Origin of the sequence: Bacillus sp. B2-WWTP-C-10-Post-4 (genome assembly GCF_009183805.1) — a bacterium.
Taxonomy (GTDB): Bacteria; Bacillota; Bacilli; order Bacillales; family Bacillaceae_G; genus Bacillus_A; species Bacillus_A cereus.
In genome coordinates, this window is record NZ_WEII01000077.1 from 1 (window position 1) to 19,090 (window position 19,090).

Genomic DNA, 19,090 nt, shown 5'->3' on the forward strand with positions numbered 1-19,090 from the left:
GAGTAGGTAAACGGGACGATATTTAGGTCATACATCTAGGTAATGTCCCGTTTTTTATGTGTGATTATCCCATGATATAGGTAACCAATTATAATAAAAAGAGCCTGTAGAATATCCTACAAGTTCTTTTTATTATATTATTAAATCGGGAACAACAAACTATTTTAACATTCAATACAGGGAGACCATTTTGATTATGGCTTGATTTTATTATAAATCAAATATAAGCTTTTGAAAGGTCTAGATTTTGAAAATTATGTGAATTGAAAAGCTACGATGTTTATATTAGATTTCATTTACGACCAACTTCTTCTTACTTAAATACACTGCACGATCTGATTTTTTAGCAACCTCCTGTGAGTGCGTCACAACAATAATGCATTTATTCTCTTTATGTGCAAGTTCTTGAAATAGTTCTATTATATCCATTGCAGTTTCCTCGTCGAGGTTTCCTGTCGGCTCATCTGCAATCAGTAAATCAACATTACAAGATAGTGCTCGAGCAATTGCTACACGCTGTTGTTGTCCACCGCTTAGTTGCAGGACGTTTCGTTTCGCTTCAACTTCTGTGAGTCCTACCCTTTCTAACAATTCTAATGCTCTTGCTGTTTTATTTTGCACTTTAACACCTGTAATTTCCATTGCTGTTAAGACATTTTGAAGAGCTGTCATATAGGTTATTAAGTTATAAGATTGGAAAATTACAGATACATTTTGATTACGGTATCGATCCAAACCAATTTTTCTAATATCTTTGCCATTATACAGTACATAACCATTTTTAGGGACATCTAGTCCACAACCTAAGCTTAGAGTTGTGGTTTTACCAGATCCAGATGGTCCTAAAATCGTGTAGAAATGTCCTTTTTGAAAAGAAAAGTTAACATTTTCTAGTATCGCTACATTTTTTCCATTACTTTCATAATAATAATCCAAATTTTTAAACTGTAAAATCGTCTCCATATTAAGCCTCCTCATTCATCTTTTAAAAGAATTTGTTTTGGGTTTAAACGTAGAATAGATAATGCCGGAAGAAGCGTTGCTATTATAGCAATAGCTAGTCCAATTCCACCCATTTTCCCTACATCGTCTCCTGTTACACTTACATCAATTTTATCAATTGGATCTTCTTTTTGATTTTGTAGAGTACCACCAGGTCCAGCCATCATTACAGTACCATGTTGCGAGGTATCTGTTTCTTCGCTTGCAGTAGCAATTTCATTCGAAAGTAAATTATCCCCGATATATTGAGAAACTTTAGCTCCTGTTGTTATAGATAATCCAAATGCTAAAATAGCGACACATACTACTTCTACTACGAACTGTGCCATCAGTTTCCACTTTTTCTCTCCAATGGACAATAGAATCCCCATTTCCTTACGACGTCCTTTAATTCATAGCATAATAATTAATACTAAAGTAATCGCACCTACAATCCATACAATATAAATAATCATTTGAGAAGTCGAAGAGATATTTTCTATACGACCAATCATTTGCTTGTACAATGAATCATGCGCATCTAATTTATAATAATTAAAATCAATATTAGATTTTTTTGCTTCTTTTTTAAATGCATCAATATATTGTGGATCATTCAAGAAATACACGACTTGAACACTACTTATACCTTGGTCTACTTCTAATTTTTTCATAGTTGAATGCGGCATATACAGTTTATTAGCTGGATCCATAATAGGAGGAGCCTGTTGACCCATTGCTTGCTCATTTGTTTCGTAAATACCGATAATTTCAACTTCAAGGGTTTCCTTCTTATCCCCTGATTGCACTTTAACTTTGTCTCCTAATTTCAAATTGTTTAATTCCGCTAATCGTTTTTCCATTAAAGCTACATTCTGATCCTTCATTTGCTCTGTTATTGGTTTTCCATCAATGATTTTACTTTTTCCGTTTTTAAAGCTTTCTTGTAATGCAGTCTTGCGAACTCCTTCAATCATAAAAGAAGCATTCATATCTATTTCTGTACCAGAGCTTGAACCGCCTCGCGCAGCCGTCATTCCCACTTTACCTTTTCCTTCTTCTTCTCCTTCTGAAGCTCCTACTAGTTTAAGCCCATCAGAAATACCGAAAGTGTTAGCTATGTAATTATAATCTTTTACATACTTGGACTTCGCTAATTGATCTGTTTCTTTTGCATCGAGCTGCGGCGGATTTGGCATTTCTCCAGTTTCCTTAGCTTTTTGACCTATTTTGTCGAAATCAAGACCTAAAGTAACATCTGCACCAAGTTTTTTTCTTGCAGCATCCGCTGCTTTTTTTGATGCATTTTGGATTGTGAAACCTGAAAGAACCAAATTTGTAACAATCAGAAAAACTGCCATCAAAATTAATGATGTTCCTATCCTTTTTTTCATACTGAGAATTGCTCGTTTCATAAAATTCATTTTTCTTACCTCCTTGATAACTTGTATTCTATATAGGTTATCTAGAGTTTATATGGAGCTAATCGGTAGTTTAACTAGAGATATAAGGAGTTTATGTGTAGTTATTCATTTACCTGTTCAAGAAAAACTAGAACACAAATTCAAAAATGCAGTCGTTTTTGAATATTGGTAAGGAGTTAGTCAATTTAAGAGACTTATAGAAAAGAGAGGTTAAGCTTAATTTAATGTATATAATATAAAAAAAATATTTATTGTATAATTTCTATACAATAAATATAGAGAAGCTATTTGTGAATATCTAGATGGGAATTTAAGTTCCTCATAGAAATTACATCTTTTAATAAGAAAAGAAACAAGTTAACATTCTTCTTAAATTTTAATATAAATTATTTATAGTTTTATTTTATTGCACGATTTATAATATAATATACAAATTTATCACCTATTTTTATAATTCAAGCACCTACTATTAGGAAAAGAGAATATTTCCTAATTAATTTAAAACATAAATTTTGTCTATGTTTTAAACAATATGTATTTTGGAGGAGGTTAATTTGATTTTTTCAAAACTCATTGATCGGTACGCCTTATATGATTTACACAAAAAAAGAAGTGTAGCATTTCAGTTTACTTCCCTTTCTAACACTTCATTAAATATAAAGAACATAGAATCTTTTTATAAAGTAAAACCATCACATTTTCATTTTGACATTAAGCATTCAAAGCAGGAAAATGAATACATGGTTGGGCAATTCAACTATAAAAGTTCGGTTCAATCCGGTGATTCACGCAACGACTCTGTAACTGGGGAATTATTCTTACATAAAAATGAAAATGCACCTCATGTTATCTTTGTTCACGGTTGGAGAATGGATTCTAACGAACGTGTGAAAAAAATATTCCACGATCATATGACCAGCCTGAAGTGGAATATGTATTATTTCACTCTACCCTATCATTTTGAAAGAAAACCCGATCAATCCTTATTCAGTGGAGAGTATATGGTAAGTGCAAATATTGAACGAACATTACAAGCAACTAGACAAGCGGTAGCTGATTTACGAGCTTTGATTAAATGGATTAAAGCAAATAAAAAGGGGCCCCTGATTCTAATAGGAATTAGTTTAGGCGGATTTATTACTAACTTAACCTCTCTTGTTGAAGAAGAAATTGATGTGTTAGCATCCATTTTCTATGCAAATCGACTTTCTTATTCTATTTGGAATACAACTCCAGGTAAATTTATTAGAGAAGACTTGGAACATCATGGTGTTACGTATGATGATTTAATAGATTATTGGAAAATCACTGAACCGAGTCAAGCATTACCAAAAGTACAAAAAGAAAATATTTTATTAATTTCAGGTAAGCACGATCTATATGTGCATTCTGAGGATACAGACTACTTGTGGGAAGCTTGGGAAAAACCTACACGATATATTTATACATGCGGGCATGCCGGGATCGTTCTTAAACGTAAAAAAATTGCAACTGATACTATCAATTTTATTCAAAATCGATTGAACGCCCCGCACTTATCCAATGCCATGCCTTAAATCGAGAGATTACTAAGTACAAAATCTTATACTTATATTGTTATATTTTTTACTAGTCACCTTTGTAAATCTTAGCCCCAAGCCTTACACGATTGAAAATGAAATAAAATAAATAACTAAAGAACTAATTTACCATATGGAAAAACATTGCTCAGCACTTTCACCAGTGGTCCCTGTATATGCAATATTACATACAAAAATATTTATTTATTACGTTATTTATTTAAAAATAAATTATTCATCCATTAATCTATACCATCCTTATTTACATTTATGGATACCCTAATTACATATGAAAAAGAGAGAAGAACATTGGTTAGTTCTTCTCTTTTTGTTTATTTTTAAGGTAACTATCTATAAAATTTTGCTTTTCATAATTCTTCATGAGTCTAGAAAATAAATTTTTCTAATGTACATAATTACAACGACATTAAAACACTTTGCTCTTAAATCCGCTACTTGTATTATTAATTGCATGAAACTCCTTCTTGAGAAAGGTTTTAATTTCCGAATATTCTGTTGACCGTTATAACATATCCAATTTACAATTTAATTGTGGTGTTCTTTCACAATTAAACTACTTAGAATACACTTCATTTATTTGAAAACAATTACAAATAGAGGTGCTAAAATGAAAACTAGAGTAAATCCAGAATTATTACAAGGGTTAGAGATGTTTCCGGATCTCGATTTACGCCCAGAAAATTTGCAATCAATCAGAGAAGGAATAGCTCAAATGAGACCACCTACCGTTGTTGATGACTCTCTTTCTTTAACAGATAAAGTCATTGTTGGGCCTGATGATAATCCGTTACCATTACGAATTTATCATCCAAAATCAAATCATGAATCTTTACCTGTCTTATTATGGATACATGGTGGAGGTTATATCTTAGGGTCTATAGATGATAACGATGATACTTGTATGAGGTTTGCAAAAGAAGCTAGCTGTGTGATTGTGTCTGTAGACTACCGCTTAGCACCTGAACACCCTTACCCAGCACCAATTGAGGATTGTTATTCAGCTTTAAAATGGATTGCTGATAATGCAAAGTCATTAAACATTGATTCGAATCGAATTGGGGTTGCAGGAGTAAGCGCTGGCGGTGGACTAACAGCAGCATTATCATTATTAGCCCGAGATCGAAAATATCCTTCAATTTGTTTACAAATGCCACTATATCCAATGATTGATGACAGAAATGATACACCTTCAGCGAATGAAATTAAAGAGGGATTTGTTTGGAACCAAAAGGCAAATGAAGCTGGCTGGAAAATGTATTTAGGAGAAATGTATGGAACGGATCAAATCCCTGCCTATGCAGCACCTTCTCGAGCTGAGGATTATAGTGACTTACCGTATACTTACACATTTGTTGGTCAATTAGATCCATTCCGCAGCGAAACATTAACCTATGTAAGCAAACTAGCACAAGCTGGTGTTGATGTGGAGTTTCATTTATATCCAAATGCCTATCACTGGTTTGAAGGGTTAAATCCAAATGCCGATGTATCTATTTATGCTGTGAACGAAATAGTACAAGCAATAAAGACTGGTTTCAAACGAGTATCCAAGGTTGAGGCTTAATCCCATTACAAGAGAAACACTTATAAATAGTATATATGTATTTATCATTTAAATATAATAGCCGATTCTAAATAAGAATCGGCTATTAATATGTAAAATCCGCCTAATATATTAAGGTTGAGAAACAGATATAAGATGTTTAGGCGATGTGTTTATTTCCTCTGCTAATGCTTTTATGTTCATCATGATTTGAAGTATTTCTTCTTTTGTGGTTCTTGGGTTGATAGAGCAAAGTCGAATTACTACTTTTTCTTTTAATTTAGTCGTACTTAGCATAGCAAATCCTCTTTGATTAATTTCTTCCACCAATTTTTTGTTTATTTCATGAATTGTATCTGTAGATGTTAGCTCACATGGAATATAACGAAAAGTAACAATTCCTAATTGGGCAGGTGTTACTACTTCCCAATCTTTTTCTTTCCTTAAAAACTCTTCAACTTGTTCAGCTAGCATAATGCCATGATCAATTGCCTCACGAAAAGCTGTAACTCCGAATGCTTTAAAAGAAAGCCATACCTTTAATGCTCTAAATCTACGAGAAAGTTCAATTCCACGCTCCCCAAAATTCACTTTTTCTTCTATATTAGTTTCTGTATCCTTAATATACTCTGGGATCATACGGAATGTTTCACTTAAATATTGGCTATTTCGAATAAGTACACAACCAACATCATAAGGCTGAAAAAGCCATTTATGCGGGTCTAACGTTAAAGAATCGGCACGATGAATTCCACTTAATAACTCCCTTCCTTTTTCACTGAGAATTGCTGCAGCCCCATAAGCTCCATCCACGTGTAGCCATATATCTTCATCGCCACATACATCAGCCAATTCATCGAGGGAGTCCACCGCTCCGCAATTCGTTGTCCCTGCATTAGCAATAACACAGAATGGTTTTTTCCCTTTTAATCGATCTTCTTTTATTTGTTTTCTTAAAGTACTAACTGAAATTTTTAAATCTTCATCTGTCTCAATTCGGCAAATTTGATGCTGTTTAAAACCTAATACTTTAAGTGCTCGATCTACAGAAAAATGAGTTTGGTTAGAAAAATAAACAATCGTATTTTCTATGTCATTATTCAGCTTGACCTGTCTCGCTACAGTAAGTGCAGTCAAATTAGCCATGGAACCACCACTGACAAATAGTCCTTCAGCTGAATCAGGGAATCCTAGCATTGATTTTAACCAGTTAATTGTCGTTAATTCAATTTGTTCGGCACCTGCACCTACTATCCAAGCTGTAGGAAATACATTAAACCCACTTGCTAAAAAATCTGCTAATACACTAACATAATTATTAGGACCTGGCACAAAAGCCATAAAATGAGGATGATCCACATGAGTAATTTGATTAAACACATTGTTATTAAGAAAATGAAGTAATTCTTTTGGATTAGATCCGTTTTCCGGAATCGTTTCAATTAGCTTGTCTGTAAAAATATTACTATCAATCGTTTCTGAAACTGGTTTACTTTTTAAATGATTCATATGATCAACAATCAAGTCAACCGCTTGATATCCTAACTGACGCATCTCTTCGGCTGATAACTGCAAGTTTTTTGTCATTTGATTTACTCCTATTCTATTTAAAAAGGCGAGTTCTTGCTCGCCTTTTCATTTTTTATAATTTGTAATCACCAATTGCTTGTATTGGATTTTGAAGAATCATGTTGATTAATCCATGGATGTGATTTAATATTTCCTGTATTTTCTCTGCTTCATATACCGTTTGATCAAATCCAAACTTTATTGTAAGTTTTTCTTCAGGGAAGCACATAATTCCATACTTTACATGTGGCTCATCAACAACTTCGTAATCCGTGATAGCAAAATGTCTGTTTTCATTTGAAGAAAAGATTGCTGGATTAGTTGGATAGTTTTCAAAAACCCAAAGATGGTCAGTCAACTCAGTTTTTAATTCACTTTGCTTTTGTATATCAACAAATGAATAGTATGCATACTCATTACATTTCAATGTCTCTAGTTGTACCTTTTGCAGGAAATCCACAAAAGATTGTGTTTCTGTCCATGCTAATCGGATAGGCAAAACATTTGTGAACAGCCCGAACATATTTTCAATTCCTTCTACTTCGGGAGGTCTGACTGATACTAGATTAGGCAATACTACTTCTCTCGTTCCGTTAAATTTGCCAAGTAATATTCCCCATACAGCTAGTAGTGCTGTATTCATAGTTATATTGTTTTTAGTTACAAATGTCTGTAACTGATTAGTCAAATCCTTTTCTAATGTTAAATCCATAAAAGTGAAGTTTAACCCTTCACTTTTAGATGGGACTTTCTTTTTAGGAATACTAATTTTCTGATTGTATCCTGATAAATAATCCTGCCAAAAATGACGTGCTTTCTCATGATCTTGTGCCAAAGTCCAGTCTATGAATGTTTCAAAAGGTTTTACCATAGGTAACTCCGCCGTAGTTCCCGCATTTGTTGTTTCATAGAGCTGGAATAATTCGTCTATCAAAATGCTAACGCTCCAACCATCACATAATAGATGATGGGAACTCCAAATTACCTTATGCTCGTTATTACCTAGTTGGAATATACAGAGACGGGTCATAAGTTCACCATTTTTAAATCCTTGACTTAAATTTTCATTCATCCACTGATCTAGGAATTCTTGCTGTTCTTGTTTCGTCATCTCAATTAAGTTTTTTATTTCTGAATTTATTTGAACATCATATAGAACAGCTTGCCAAGGTTTTGCTTGTTCATCTTGCACAATTATTGTTCTTAAAGAATCATGACGATCAACTAATTGTTGAAAACACTGAATAAAGAGTTTAATATCCAGCTCCCCCTCAAGTGCCCAAATTGTTTGTTCAAAATATGCATTTGTATCAGGTTCATTCGTAGCATGCTCATAAATAACTTCCTGGAAAGGTGCTAACGGATAAATACGTTCTATTTTTATATCCGGCATTTTTTCTTGTATTTTGGTAAGTGTATGTTGATTAAGTTGTTTATCTTTAACATTTAGTAATATAGCTTTATTATCGTTCATTATATTTACATCATTTGTTTGTGAACTTGAAAACTGGTCTAGCTTTTTAACAAATTGAACCATGTCCCTTAATATAGGAAATGAAAATAGATTTTTTGGTTCAAGCTCGAATCCTTGTCGATACAGTCTAACGGACACTTGAATCGCTTTTATCGAATCTCCACCTAAGGCGAAGAAATGATCATTTACTCCAACTTGATCTATTTTGAGTACTTCTTGCCAAATACTAGTTAATATTTTTTCCATTTCAGTTTTTGGGGCAATAAATACTTCATTTGTTTGTTTCTCCGGAGTAGGGAGCGCTTTTCTATCTAATTTCCCGTTTGGAGTCAGGGGTAATTGGTCTAAATAAACAAAATAAGAAGGAATCATATAATCTGGCAAGTGATCTCGCAAATGCTTTCGTAGTTCTGTTGTACTAATATTTTGCTCAGTTACCACATATGCAACTAAAAATTTTATTCCGTTCTCATCTGTTTGATCAATTACGACAGCATGTTCGACTTGTTTATAAGTTAGAAGACAATGAGAGATTTCTTCTAACTCTACTCGATATCCCTGAATTTTCACTTGGTAATCTTGGCGGCCTAAAAATTCAATATATCCCTCAGAATGCATTTTTCCACAATCTCCTGTTTTATATATAAGACCAAAATCAGGATGTGACACAAACGCTTCATTTGTTTTCTTTTCATCATTTAAATATCCTTTAGCAAGGCCCACTCCCCCGATATATAAATCTCCAATTACACCAACAGGGCACATTTTCTTTTCATAGTTCAACACATAATACGTTTGGTTTGCCAAGGGCATCCCATATGGAATACTATTCCAATGTGATTCCACCTGTTTGACCGGATAATAAATTGACCAAATCGATGCTTCTGTTGCCCCTCCTAGTGAAACTACTTCTGCAATTGGAAAATGTCTTTTTATTTTTTCTGGTAAAGAAAGCGGAATCCAATCTCCACTATGTAAAACTAAACGTAAAGAAGGATATTCAAAATGAGAACCTACTTGATCCAATGCCAAATCCATGATTGCAGGCACTGTATTCCAAATTGTAATCCCTCTACGTTCGACAGTGCGGATTAATTCTTGCATGTCTCTTGGATCACGAATCATTATTAACATTGCACCTGTGCTTAAAGCTCCGAAAATATCGTATACAGATAGGTCAAAACACATGGAAGAGATACCAATAATACGATCATCTTCATTCACCTCATATTTTTGATTTATGTCTTGAATAGTATTTGTAACCGCTTGGTGAGTAATAATTACTCCTTTTGGTTTTCCTGTACTTCCTGAAGTGTATATAATATAGGCAATATCTTCTGGACCAGCAATAGCGGGCATATCTTCTGTTGTATAAAATGACAAATGATTTTCTTCATAAAGACTAGGTTCTAATAAAAGCTTGCATGAGCTATTTTTTAAAATATATGTTTGGCGATCTAAAGGATGATCGGGATCAATCGGAACATAAGCGGCACCTGATTTTAAAATACCTAACATATTAACAATTGTGTCAACTCGCCTTTTTGCTAAAAGACCCACTTTGTCACCTAGACCAATACCTTGCTCTTTTAAGAAGTGGGCAATTTGATTAGAACGTTTATGAAGTTCCGAGTATGTTAACCATTCTTGTTCAAATACTACTGCTACTTCATCGGGTGTACGTTTTACTTGGTCTGTAAATAATTGATACAGAGTAGTTGAAGGTATTTTTTCTGTTGTTTCATTGTATTGCTTAATTAAAGTTTGATCCGATTCTTTCATCTGCAAAGATGTTATATCGCTTTGTTTCACCAATTGTTCCAATAAGTCAACAAATTGGGAAAACATTGCTTCTATTACATCAACATCAAACAACTCTTCAACGTAGTTCCAGCTAATTAATAACTCTCCATTTTTTTCAATTACTACATTATCCAAATACACTTGTGGAGTCCGAGCATGAATATAGCGAAGAGAACCAAGTTGTTCCCAAGAGAAAGCACCTGCACCTGCTAACATCGAGGTGAAAACGATTGGCATAACTGCTTTTGGCGTCATTTGATGATATCGAGTAAAATCTCGAATAAAGTTAACTCCATCGTAATGACGATGTTCAAGGCCATCTAATAAAGTAGCTTGCGTTTCTTTTACTCTAGTAAAGAAAGTTTGCTCTGGTTTTACATCAACATCCAATAAAATAAGTGATGTGAAATCTCCAACAATCTGTTCTACTTCATCATGAACAGGATAACGGTTAAATACAGTCAAGTTAATTGCTAATCGACGTTGATTACTCCAATATGCCAACACATCACCATATATTGTACAAAGTAGAGCGGAAGGCGTTACCTCTTTCTCTTGTGCTAACTTTCGTAGCTTTGTCCATTTTTTATTATCCAGGATTTTTGTAAGTGATTGGAAGTTAGGAGTAGCAATCTCTGCTGGATCCTTTTTTAACAGCAAAGAAGGTGCAAAAGGAAAGTCAGGAAGCTTACTTGTCCAATAATCTTTTGCTGTTTTATATTCTTCGCTTTGTTCCATTTCATCATAGATAAACATATAATCTTGAAAATCAAAAGATAAAGATTCTAATTTTTGATTTGGTTTATAATAATAATGCAACAAATCCTGTCCAACAATGTTCATGCTTGCTCCGTCCATTAATAAAGCATCGTATCGAAAACATAATAAATACGTGTCTTCTTTTAAAAGAAAAGCTTTCAATTCAAACAAAGGCCATTGCCCCAAAGGGAATACATGGTTAGTCATTCGAGAACGCTCTTCTTGTAAGCGAGCATGTTGATTCCTATCATCTAAATCTATGAGACTCACTATTTCAATCTCGTAATCAGGAACGCTTTGTAATATTTGCTGTTTTCCCTCTGGTAAAATTACAGCTCGCAACATTGGATGACGATGAATTACCTTTTGAAAACTTTTTGAAAGACGATTGATATCCAATGCTGTTTCATATTCAAAATATGTTTGAGGGGAAATACCACTTAATTCAAACTGTGAATTCCGTCCTATCATATACGCTGTCTGAACTTCTGTTAAGGAAAATGGCTTATACAAATCTTTAACATGAGTTGGTCTACTTTCAAGGTTTTTCTCTTTACGCTCTAGCTTTACACAAGAACTCAGTTGAGCAATTGTGGGGTGCTTAAAAAAATCTGTTGTACTTATTTTTAAGCCGTCTTTTCTTAATAAATTAATTACCTGAAGTGCTTTAATAGATTCTCCTTTTAATGCAAAAAAATTATCATGAATACCGATTCCCTCGATCTCCATAACTTTTTCCCATGCACGCACTAATTTTTGTTCAATTTCATTGCGCGGAGCAACGTATGGAATTGATACATAATCCGTTTGTGTTATATCCAACAATCTTTTTCTATCCACTTTTCCATTTGGATTCAATGGAATCTCTTCTACCTGAATCATTTTTTCAGGAATCATAAACTCAGGTAATTTATCACTTAAATATTTTCTGATTTCACCAAAAGACACCTTGTTATCCGATACATAGTAGGCAGCTAATAATTTCCTATTTCCATACACTTGATCAACAACGATAGCCTGGTTTATTTCTGGATATTCCCTTAATTGAGTTTCGATTTCTCTTAATTCAATCCGATACCCCCGAATTTTCACTTGATGATCCATTCGACCTAAATATTCAAGTTCTCCATTAGGCAACCAACGAACGAGATCACCTGTATGATACATCATTTCCCCTGCCACAAAAGGACTCGGTACAAACTTTTCATCTGTCAGTTTATTTTTACCAAGATACCCTCGTGCTACCGCTACGCCAGCAATGCAGAGTTCACCGGGAATTCCAAATGGTTTTAATTGGCCATACTTATTCAATATATAGGAATGATAATTCGGGTTAGGTTTGCCAATCGTAACTTCTTTGTAAGTGCTCAAGTCTTTTACTGTTGCGCAAATGGTTGTTTCTGTGGGACCATAAATATTTAAAATTGTTGCTTCACTGATACAACGAATTTTTTCAACCAAATCAATGGAAAATGATTCTCCTGCTAATAAAATAGATTTTAAATCTTTTAGAAAAATCGCCCCTTCTGGATCACTCAAAATCACTTCCATTCGCGATGGCGTTGATTCCCATAAATCCACCTTATGTTTTTTGACCAAATGAGCCAATTCTTTTGTTGCAAACTGGTCCTCTGTAGCAATTACTACTTTTGAACCTTGCGTTAAAGGAAGACATATTTCTAACAAGGAAATATCAAAAGATACACTAGCAAGAAACAAGAATGATTGATTAGCCTTTACTTTTTCTCTCATTACATTTAAAAAATGAACTAGCGATTTTTGTTCGATCATTACCCCTTTTGGATTTCCTGTCGATCCTGATGTGTAAATAACATAAGCCAAATCATTAGGATTATGTTCTCGTACTAAATTACTTTCTTCACCTTGGAAAAGATATTCTTTATCAAGATACAGTACTTCACCCGCAAATTGCGGCAATACTTCCTCTGTTCGCTTACTAAGTAAATATTTTGCTTGACTATCTTGTAACATATATTCAATTCGTTCAGTTGGGTAGTTAGGGTCGATTGGTAAATACGCTGCTCCTGCTTTTAAAATCCCCATCATACCAATAATCATTTCTAATGACCGATCTACCATAACGCCAATAATACTTTCTTTTGAAACACCTTTACTTTGAAGAATAGAAGCCAATTGATTCGCTTTCTTATTCAATTCTCTATATGTCAAAGATTGTTCATTACAAACAACAGCAATTTGATCTGGAGTTTTTAATACTTGCGCTTCAAACAAATCTTGAAATGATTGAAACAAGTCTATACCCGTTTGAAAAGTATTCAATCCTTCTAACAACTCTTTTTCTTCTTCTGCAATAATACAAATATCTTTCAATGCCAAATTCGGATTTTGTGAAACTTGCTTTAAAACATAACAATACGAATTGGCAAACTGTTGCAAAGAAGAGAATGAACGGGACTTGCAAGAAATTTGAAATTCAAATTCATTATGTATTTCATTCCATTTTCTTCGTATCCATAGGGCTAAATTATTCTCTGCGTATTCTTCTAGCGAATTTTCATTATGTAATCCTTCCATCCCGATTACAATTTGAAAAGGAGTTAAATTGTGTTTAACTAATAATTCAGAGAGCGGATACTCCTGATTTTCATACCCGAATAAAGTCGTTTGTTCAATCTCATTTACTAATTGTTTAAAGGTGTGATGCGGCTGGATTTCACTTCCTAAAGGAATCAACTTATTAAGATTCTCACTTTGTTCAAGATTCTCACTTTGTTCAAGATTCTTTTTAATTATAGGAATACCAATAGTAATTCTTTCTTGATCTGTATAATGTGCCAAACAAACCCTTAAAGCGGCTTGAAACCAGCTAAATAATAATAAATCTTGAGACTTACTTATTTTTTGTATACTTTTACTAAATTCTACATTCACTATGACTTGAACGTACTCACAAGGTGTTTCTTTATTTAGCTGGTAATCGCTATTAAATTTAAATACAGAAAAATCGAGAATCTCGGAAGATAATTGCTCCTTCCAAAACGCTTCTACTTCTTTATTTTCATGAATCGAACTTCGATCTTTAATGTGCATTTTTATCTTTATCCCCCTAATATTCATTTCTTCTACTCGTTAATTTTTAAGCCAACTTCAAGCCCATGGAGAAACACTTGATGATTATCCAAACATAAAAATTGCTGAATATCTTCAAATTTCATATGACCAACTGAACAAATCCCTAAATTTAATGTCTCAGCAACCATATTTAAGGTAGCAGTGATAATGCCTGACTCAATACAAGCAAATAAATATCCATCTGAACCGTATTTCGGGATGGAAGCGTTCGCATTATAAACCAAATAAACTGAGAAGGCAGATTGAGTAAATAAATCCTGATTAATTAACTCATGATCACTTTTGATTACTTGATCAATGTTGTTTACAATCACAAGACTATTTTTTGATGGGTTATAATAATAAAATCCAGCTTTCATACCCTCTATACGTTTTGGTTTTACATAAACAAAGATATCAATGGGATAGAGCCCGCCTGCACTTGCGTAATGATAGTATATTTTTTCTTCCCTAACCTGTTTTAGAGTTGATAAGAATCGGGAAAATTCCGAAAAATTAATATGTTTTTCCATATCAAATTGACGACAAGATCTACGTTCCTTGATTATAGTAGGTAGCTCATTTGTTGTTTCAAGTTGAATTTCGGTCGACCGTGCAGCAACGTGCGTGCGATTTAATTGTTCACTCATATATTTATCTAACTTTTCTTTAGAAAAGCGAATCTGGTTGCTATATGGATTTGAAAAAATCTTTTCTTGTGAAGAAAATACTTCTCTTGGGTGTAATATGTTACTTACTAACACACGATTTTTTATCATGAGCTCTATGTTTTTTTGTGTCTCTTCTACATTTCCTAACGAAAAGCGCTCTACTAGTTCACTAATTTTCACACCTTTTTGAGCCATAAAATAAAAATCTGGAAACCACTCAGACAGAATACCTGTAAATCTCATTTCCCCTATCAAAACTTCATTATGCAACTTCTCCCAATGCTTAATCGGAGACCAGTAATAAATTTTCTCGCTCATATAACCCTCCATAAACGTTTAACTTATTTTTGAAATGCAATTTTCTAATTTACAAAAATTTTTTCGGATTTTTCTCCTTGTCTCATAGTGATTATAAATACATGCACTTTAACGAAACTTGAAAATAATGAAATAACTTTTTCTTCATTAAAATTTTTTATTTCATCATAAAAAATGATTTCTTTTTGGATATTTCACATCCTTTCCCATAGTAATCCTATAAGGTATAAACCATTTATAACATTGAGAATATTCATGTATTTCCAATGTGAAATTATTGTAATGGATTGGAGAGCGGTTGAATATAGTTATTAAATCAAATAATGTTGAGAAAGTTTTATTTATTATATCGATAAAATTTTATGATGTAATTTATTACAAATAGATTAAGAAAAGAGTTTTAAATTTTTCTTAATCAGTTAGTGTGAAAATATCACATACTATTACATACAATCGAGTTACTTACATTTCATATTCAAAATAGAGAAAAGACACCTTGAATGGTGTCTTTTCTCTATTTTAATTCCATATACTTTTTACGCCTTTGTTATTTTTAAACGATTTGTAGGAATTAATACAACTCGAACATCTAGTTCGTTATATGTTCGAATATATAATAAACATTATATGAATTACGAATGTATTTCAGGTAATTTTATAAATAAACTCAAAGATATCTTCTCCTCCTACTGTCACAAAAGAAGCAATCTATTGCTTATTTCTTTTATTAAATTGTAATATAATTACAGTATGTGAAATTATATTACATTAACTTTAAAAACGAAGTGAGAATAATCTTCACTTCGCTTTTTTTATTTGCAATCCTTGTTAAATTTGCTCAATGCAGTATTTATTTCCACATTCTTCGCTTTTATTTAATCGGTTTCTCTGTTTTTAAGACAAATGAACTTAATGCAGGAACTTTAATTTTATTGTCATGGACAACATAAAGTGGTTTACTTCCCGCCTGCTTGCTGTCTACTAGTACTTTCCAAGGCCCTTTCGATGGAAGTGTTATTTCAACAGCTTCTCTATTTGCATTGTGAGCCACTGTAAAGTATTCATTTTTATTCCCCTCTATTGTATAAGCTACAGTATTTTTCGGAGCATCAATAAATGATACGTGTGTTTTTATTTGCTCTGCAGATGTCATTCGAAAAGCTGAGTACTTTTTGCGTAATTCTATTAAACCCTTCATATAATCTACTTCATTATTAAACGTTGCACGGCGCAGCCAATCCATCTGGTTAATTGAATCTGGAGATTTGTAACTATTATGATCACCGTATTTCGTCCGCATAAACTCTTGCCCTGCATGTAAAAATGGAACTCCTTGTGATGTTAATAAAATTGAAGAAGACAATTTGTGCATTTGTTTTCGCACTTCTTCACTGTCACCTGAATTAGTTAACTCAAGTTTATCCCATAATGTATGATTGTCATGTGCTTCCACATAAGTTAATACCTGTTCCGGATCTTGATAGGTAGACGAATTTGTATCGTAGTCAATACCTGCCGTAATACCTTTTTTAATACGATCTTCCATGTTTTCCTTTCCATTTATAAAACCATTTTCCTTTTCCTCAAATACACTACCTTTCAACCCATCACGTATATTATCGTTAAAATGAGCAATCCCTTTCATTTTCTCTGCATTTTTTTGATTTGCTTTCAGCTCAGCTGCAAGAGGTGTATTTAAATCCCATCCTTCTCCGTGTAGTATAATAGAAGGGTCAATTTGATTAACAGCTTTACGTATTTTATTCATCGTTTCATAATCATGAATACCCATTAAATCAAAACGGAATCCATCTAAATTGTATTCTTTTGCCCAATATGTGACGGAATCTATCATAAATTTCCTCATCATTTTTCTTTCTGAAGCAGTATCATTTCCTACTCCAGTTCCATTTGCAAATGTTCCATCTTCATTGTAACGATAATAATAACCTGGAACTAACTTATGGAAATTAGATTCAGCAGCGTTATACATATGATTATATACTACATCCATCACTACTCGAAGATTATTATCATGTAGTGTTTGAACCATTTGCTTCAATTCAGTTATTCGCACAGTCGGCTCATAAGGATTTGTAGAATAGGAGCCTTCTGGAACGTTGAAATTTTTAGGATCATATCCCCAGTTATATTGCGGTTCATTTAAAGTCTCTTCATTTACAGAAGCATAATCAAATATCGGTAAAAACTGAACGTGAGTAACACCTAGATCCTTTATATGATCAAGTCCTGTTTTTACACCTTCTGGCCCTTTTGTTCCTTTTTCTGTTACACCTAAATACTTCCCTTTCTGTTTAATACCACTTTCAGGTTGGATGGAAAGATCGCGTACATGTAACTCATAAATAATAGCATCTTCCGGATTTTTAAATTTTGGCTTTTTGTTTGCTTTCCATTTTTTCGGATTTGTTTCTTCTAAATTAACGACTGCACCTTTATCCCCATTTACAGAAGCAGCACGCACATATGGATCAACCGCTTCAGTCCACTTATCACCAATTTTGACCTTATACGTATAAAAGAGCCCTTTTTGGTTCCCCTTTAGTTCTGCTGTCCAAGTTCCCTTTTCACCTTGTTGCATGTTTATTTCAGCACCTATTTTATCGTTCCAGTTTTTATATGTAACTAACTTCGCTTCGCTTGCAGTAGGAGCCCATAAACGGAACTTTGTATGTTGCGGAGTATATGTATTTCCTAAATCGTTGCCACCATAATAAAATAAATTATCAAATTCTTCGCTACGAATGACTTTACCAATTTCAGTATTCGTATCAGCTAAGTTTTCAATTTTAACTTTGTATGTTTGTTTTAAATCAATTTTCTGTTCCGTAATTATTTTAACCTTATTAGTAATATCTCCACTGTTTGTATCATAAGGAGTAATATTTTTAATTTTAATGCCTTCAATTTCAATTTTCTTTTCCTTAATATGAAACGGGACATTAGTCGTTACAGTAATTTCATTGAAACTATCAATAGTTGCTTTTTGAATTGAGAGATCCGATGAAGGCTTAGAGTTATATACTTTTTCATCACCCGAAAGAATCCATACTTCAGCACGACCGTCCTTTATATTTTCAATCCAACGATCCCCACCATCTTTTTCCCATTCATTTGTTCGAACTATAAATCCTACACGATTATAGTCACCGTCTATTTTTATCTTAGCGTATTTTCCAAATTCATCTTCACCAGTAAATTCATAAGATGTACCATTTGCATATTCTCCCCATAACCAAAGATTCCAGTCTTTTGTATTTCCAAGCTTTTCTTTGTAATGAATGATAATTTCAGTTGTTTTCGAATTTGAAACTGCCTTCACACTCTGAAAAGAGAAAACAGATGATAACATAATGATTAAAGTAATTAATAAAACTGTTTTATTAATTAATCTTTTTGTAATTTGCACCACATACACCCTTTCTTCAAATATTACTAACGATTTATTATGCTTTCACTGAATAAAACTGCTTAAATTTATCTAGAAATCTCTTTAACTTCACCTCCATATTGGCTATTTTCACGTATGTATTTCAATGACCTTTTAATACGAAAGCGTTTGCATTAATACTTAAAAAAATAGATTTGTTTATGCCTTCATATATTTGTAAATACTAAAAGATCAGGGAAATCATTTTAAAGCAATCGTTTGTTATCGCTTTCATTTTATAGACTTTCTATCAAGAGGTCAATATATTATTAATTTTCTGTTTTTATACACTTTAAACCTTATTGATTTGTCACTACTTCTTAAAGAGAAAGCGCCTCATTATTGCTTAGTCAGTTTATTTTCAATATACATTGCTATGAAAAAAACAGCTAATATCCTTAAAATGACATTAGCTGTTTTTCAT

The 19,090-nt window shown here is 33.0% G+C and carries 7 protein-coding genes and 1 pseudogene; 2 read left to right on the forward strand and 6 right to left on the reverse strand.

The window, feature by feature from the left end; genetic code table 11:
• Nucleotides 1-285 precede the first annotated feature (285 nt).
• Both GBN78_RS22415 and GBN78_RS22420 read right to left on the reverse strand, forming a co-directional pair.
• The gene (locus GBN78_RS22415; protein ID WP_000447863.1) at nt 286-963 is read right to left on the reverse strand and encodes an ABC transporter ATP-binding protein; all 678 of its coding nucleotides are present in this window, start codon (nt 961-963) and stop codon (nt 286-288) included.
• A gap of 11 nt (nt 964-974) precedes the next feature.
• Nucleotides 975-2,405, reverse strand: a pseudogene (locus GBN78_RS22420) (ABC transporter permease).
• Between the two features lie 554 nt (nt 2,406-2,959).
• Between GBN78_RS22420 and GBN78_RS22425 the strand changes: the two are divergent.
• Together GBN78_RS22425 and GBN78_RS22430 are read left to right on the forward strand one after the other, a co-directional pair.
• Nucleotides 2,960-3,961 (forward strand): alpha/beta hydrolase, encoded by a 1,002-nt coding sequence (locus GBN78_RS22425; protein WP_069604870.1) that lies wholly within the window; start codon nt 2,960-2,962, stop codon nt 3,959-3,961.
• 631 nt (nt 3,962-4,592) lie between these two features.
• A complete protein-coding gene (locus tag GBN78_RS22430) occupies nt 4,593-5,549 on the forward strand; it encodes an alpha/beta hydrolase (protein ID WP_152127720.1) in 957 nt (318 codons plus the stop codon).
• Nucleotides 5,550-5,660: 111 nt separating this feature from the next.
• Here GBN78_RS22430 and GBN78_RS22435 read toward each other — a convergent pair whose 3' ends face one another.
• The 4 genes from GBN78_RS22435 to pulA all read right to left on the reverse strand — a co-directional run bounded on the left by GBN78_RS22435 (nt 5,661) and on the right by pulA (nt 18,645).
• On the reverse strand, nt 5,661-7,115 hold the full coding sequence (locus GBN78_RS22435; RefSeq protein WP_086392486.1) for a pyridoxal phosphate-dependent decarboxylase family protein: 1,455 nt from the start codon (nt 7,113-7,115) through the stop codon (nt 5,661-5,663).
• A 55-nt stretch (nt 7,116-7,170) separates the two neighbouring features.
• Entirely contained in the window at nt 7,171-14,205 is a 7,035-nt protein-coding gene (locus GBN78_RS22440) for a non-ribosomal peptide synthetase (protein ID WP_152127721.1), read from the reverse strand.
• A 32-nt stretch (nt 14,206-14,237) separates the two neighbouring features.
• A complete protein-coding gene (locus tag GBN78_RS22445; protein WP_114556343.1) occupies nt 14,238-15,215 on the reverse strand; it encodes a SagB/ThcOx family dehydrogenase in 978 nt (325 codons plus the stop codon).
• Nucleotides 15,216-16,086: 871 nt separating this feature from the next.
• Nucleotides 16,087-18,645 carry a type I pullulanase gene (gene pulA, locus GBN78_RS22450; RefSeq protein WP_152127722.1) on the reverse strand — a complete coding sequence of 853 codons (2,559 nt, stop codon included), beginning with the start codon at nt 18,643-18,645 and terminating at the stop codon, nt 16,087-16,089.
• Nucleotides 18,646-19,090 lie beyond the last annotated feature (445 nt).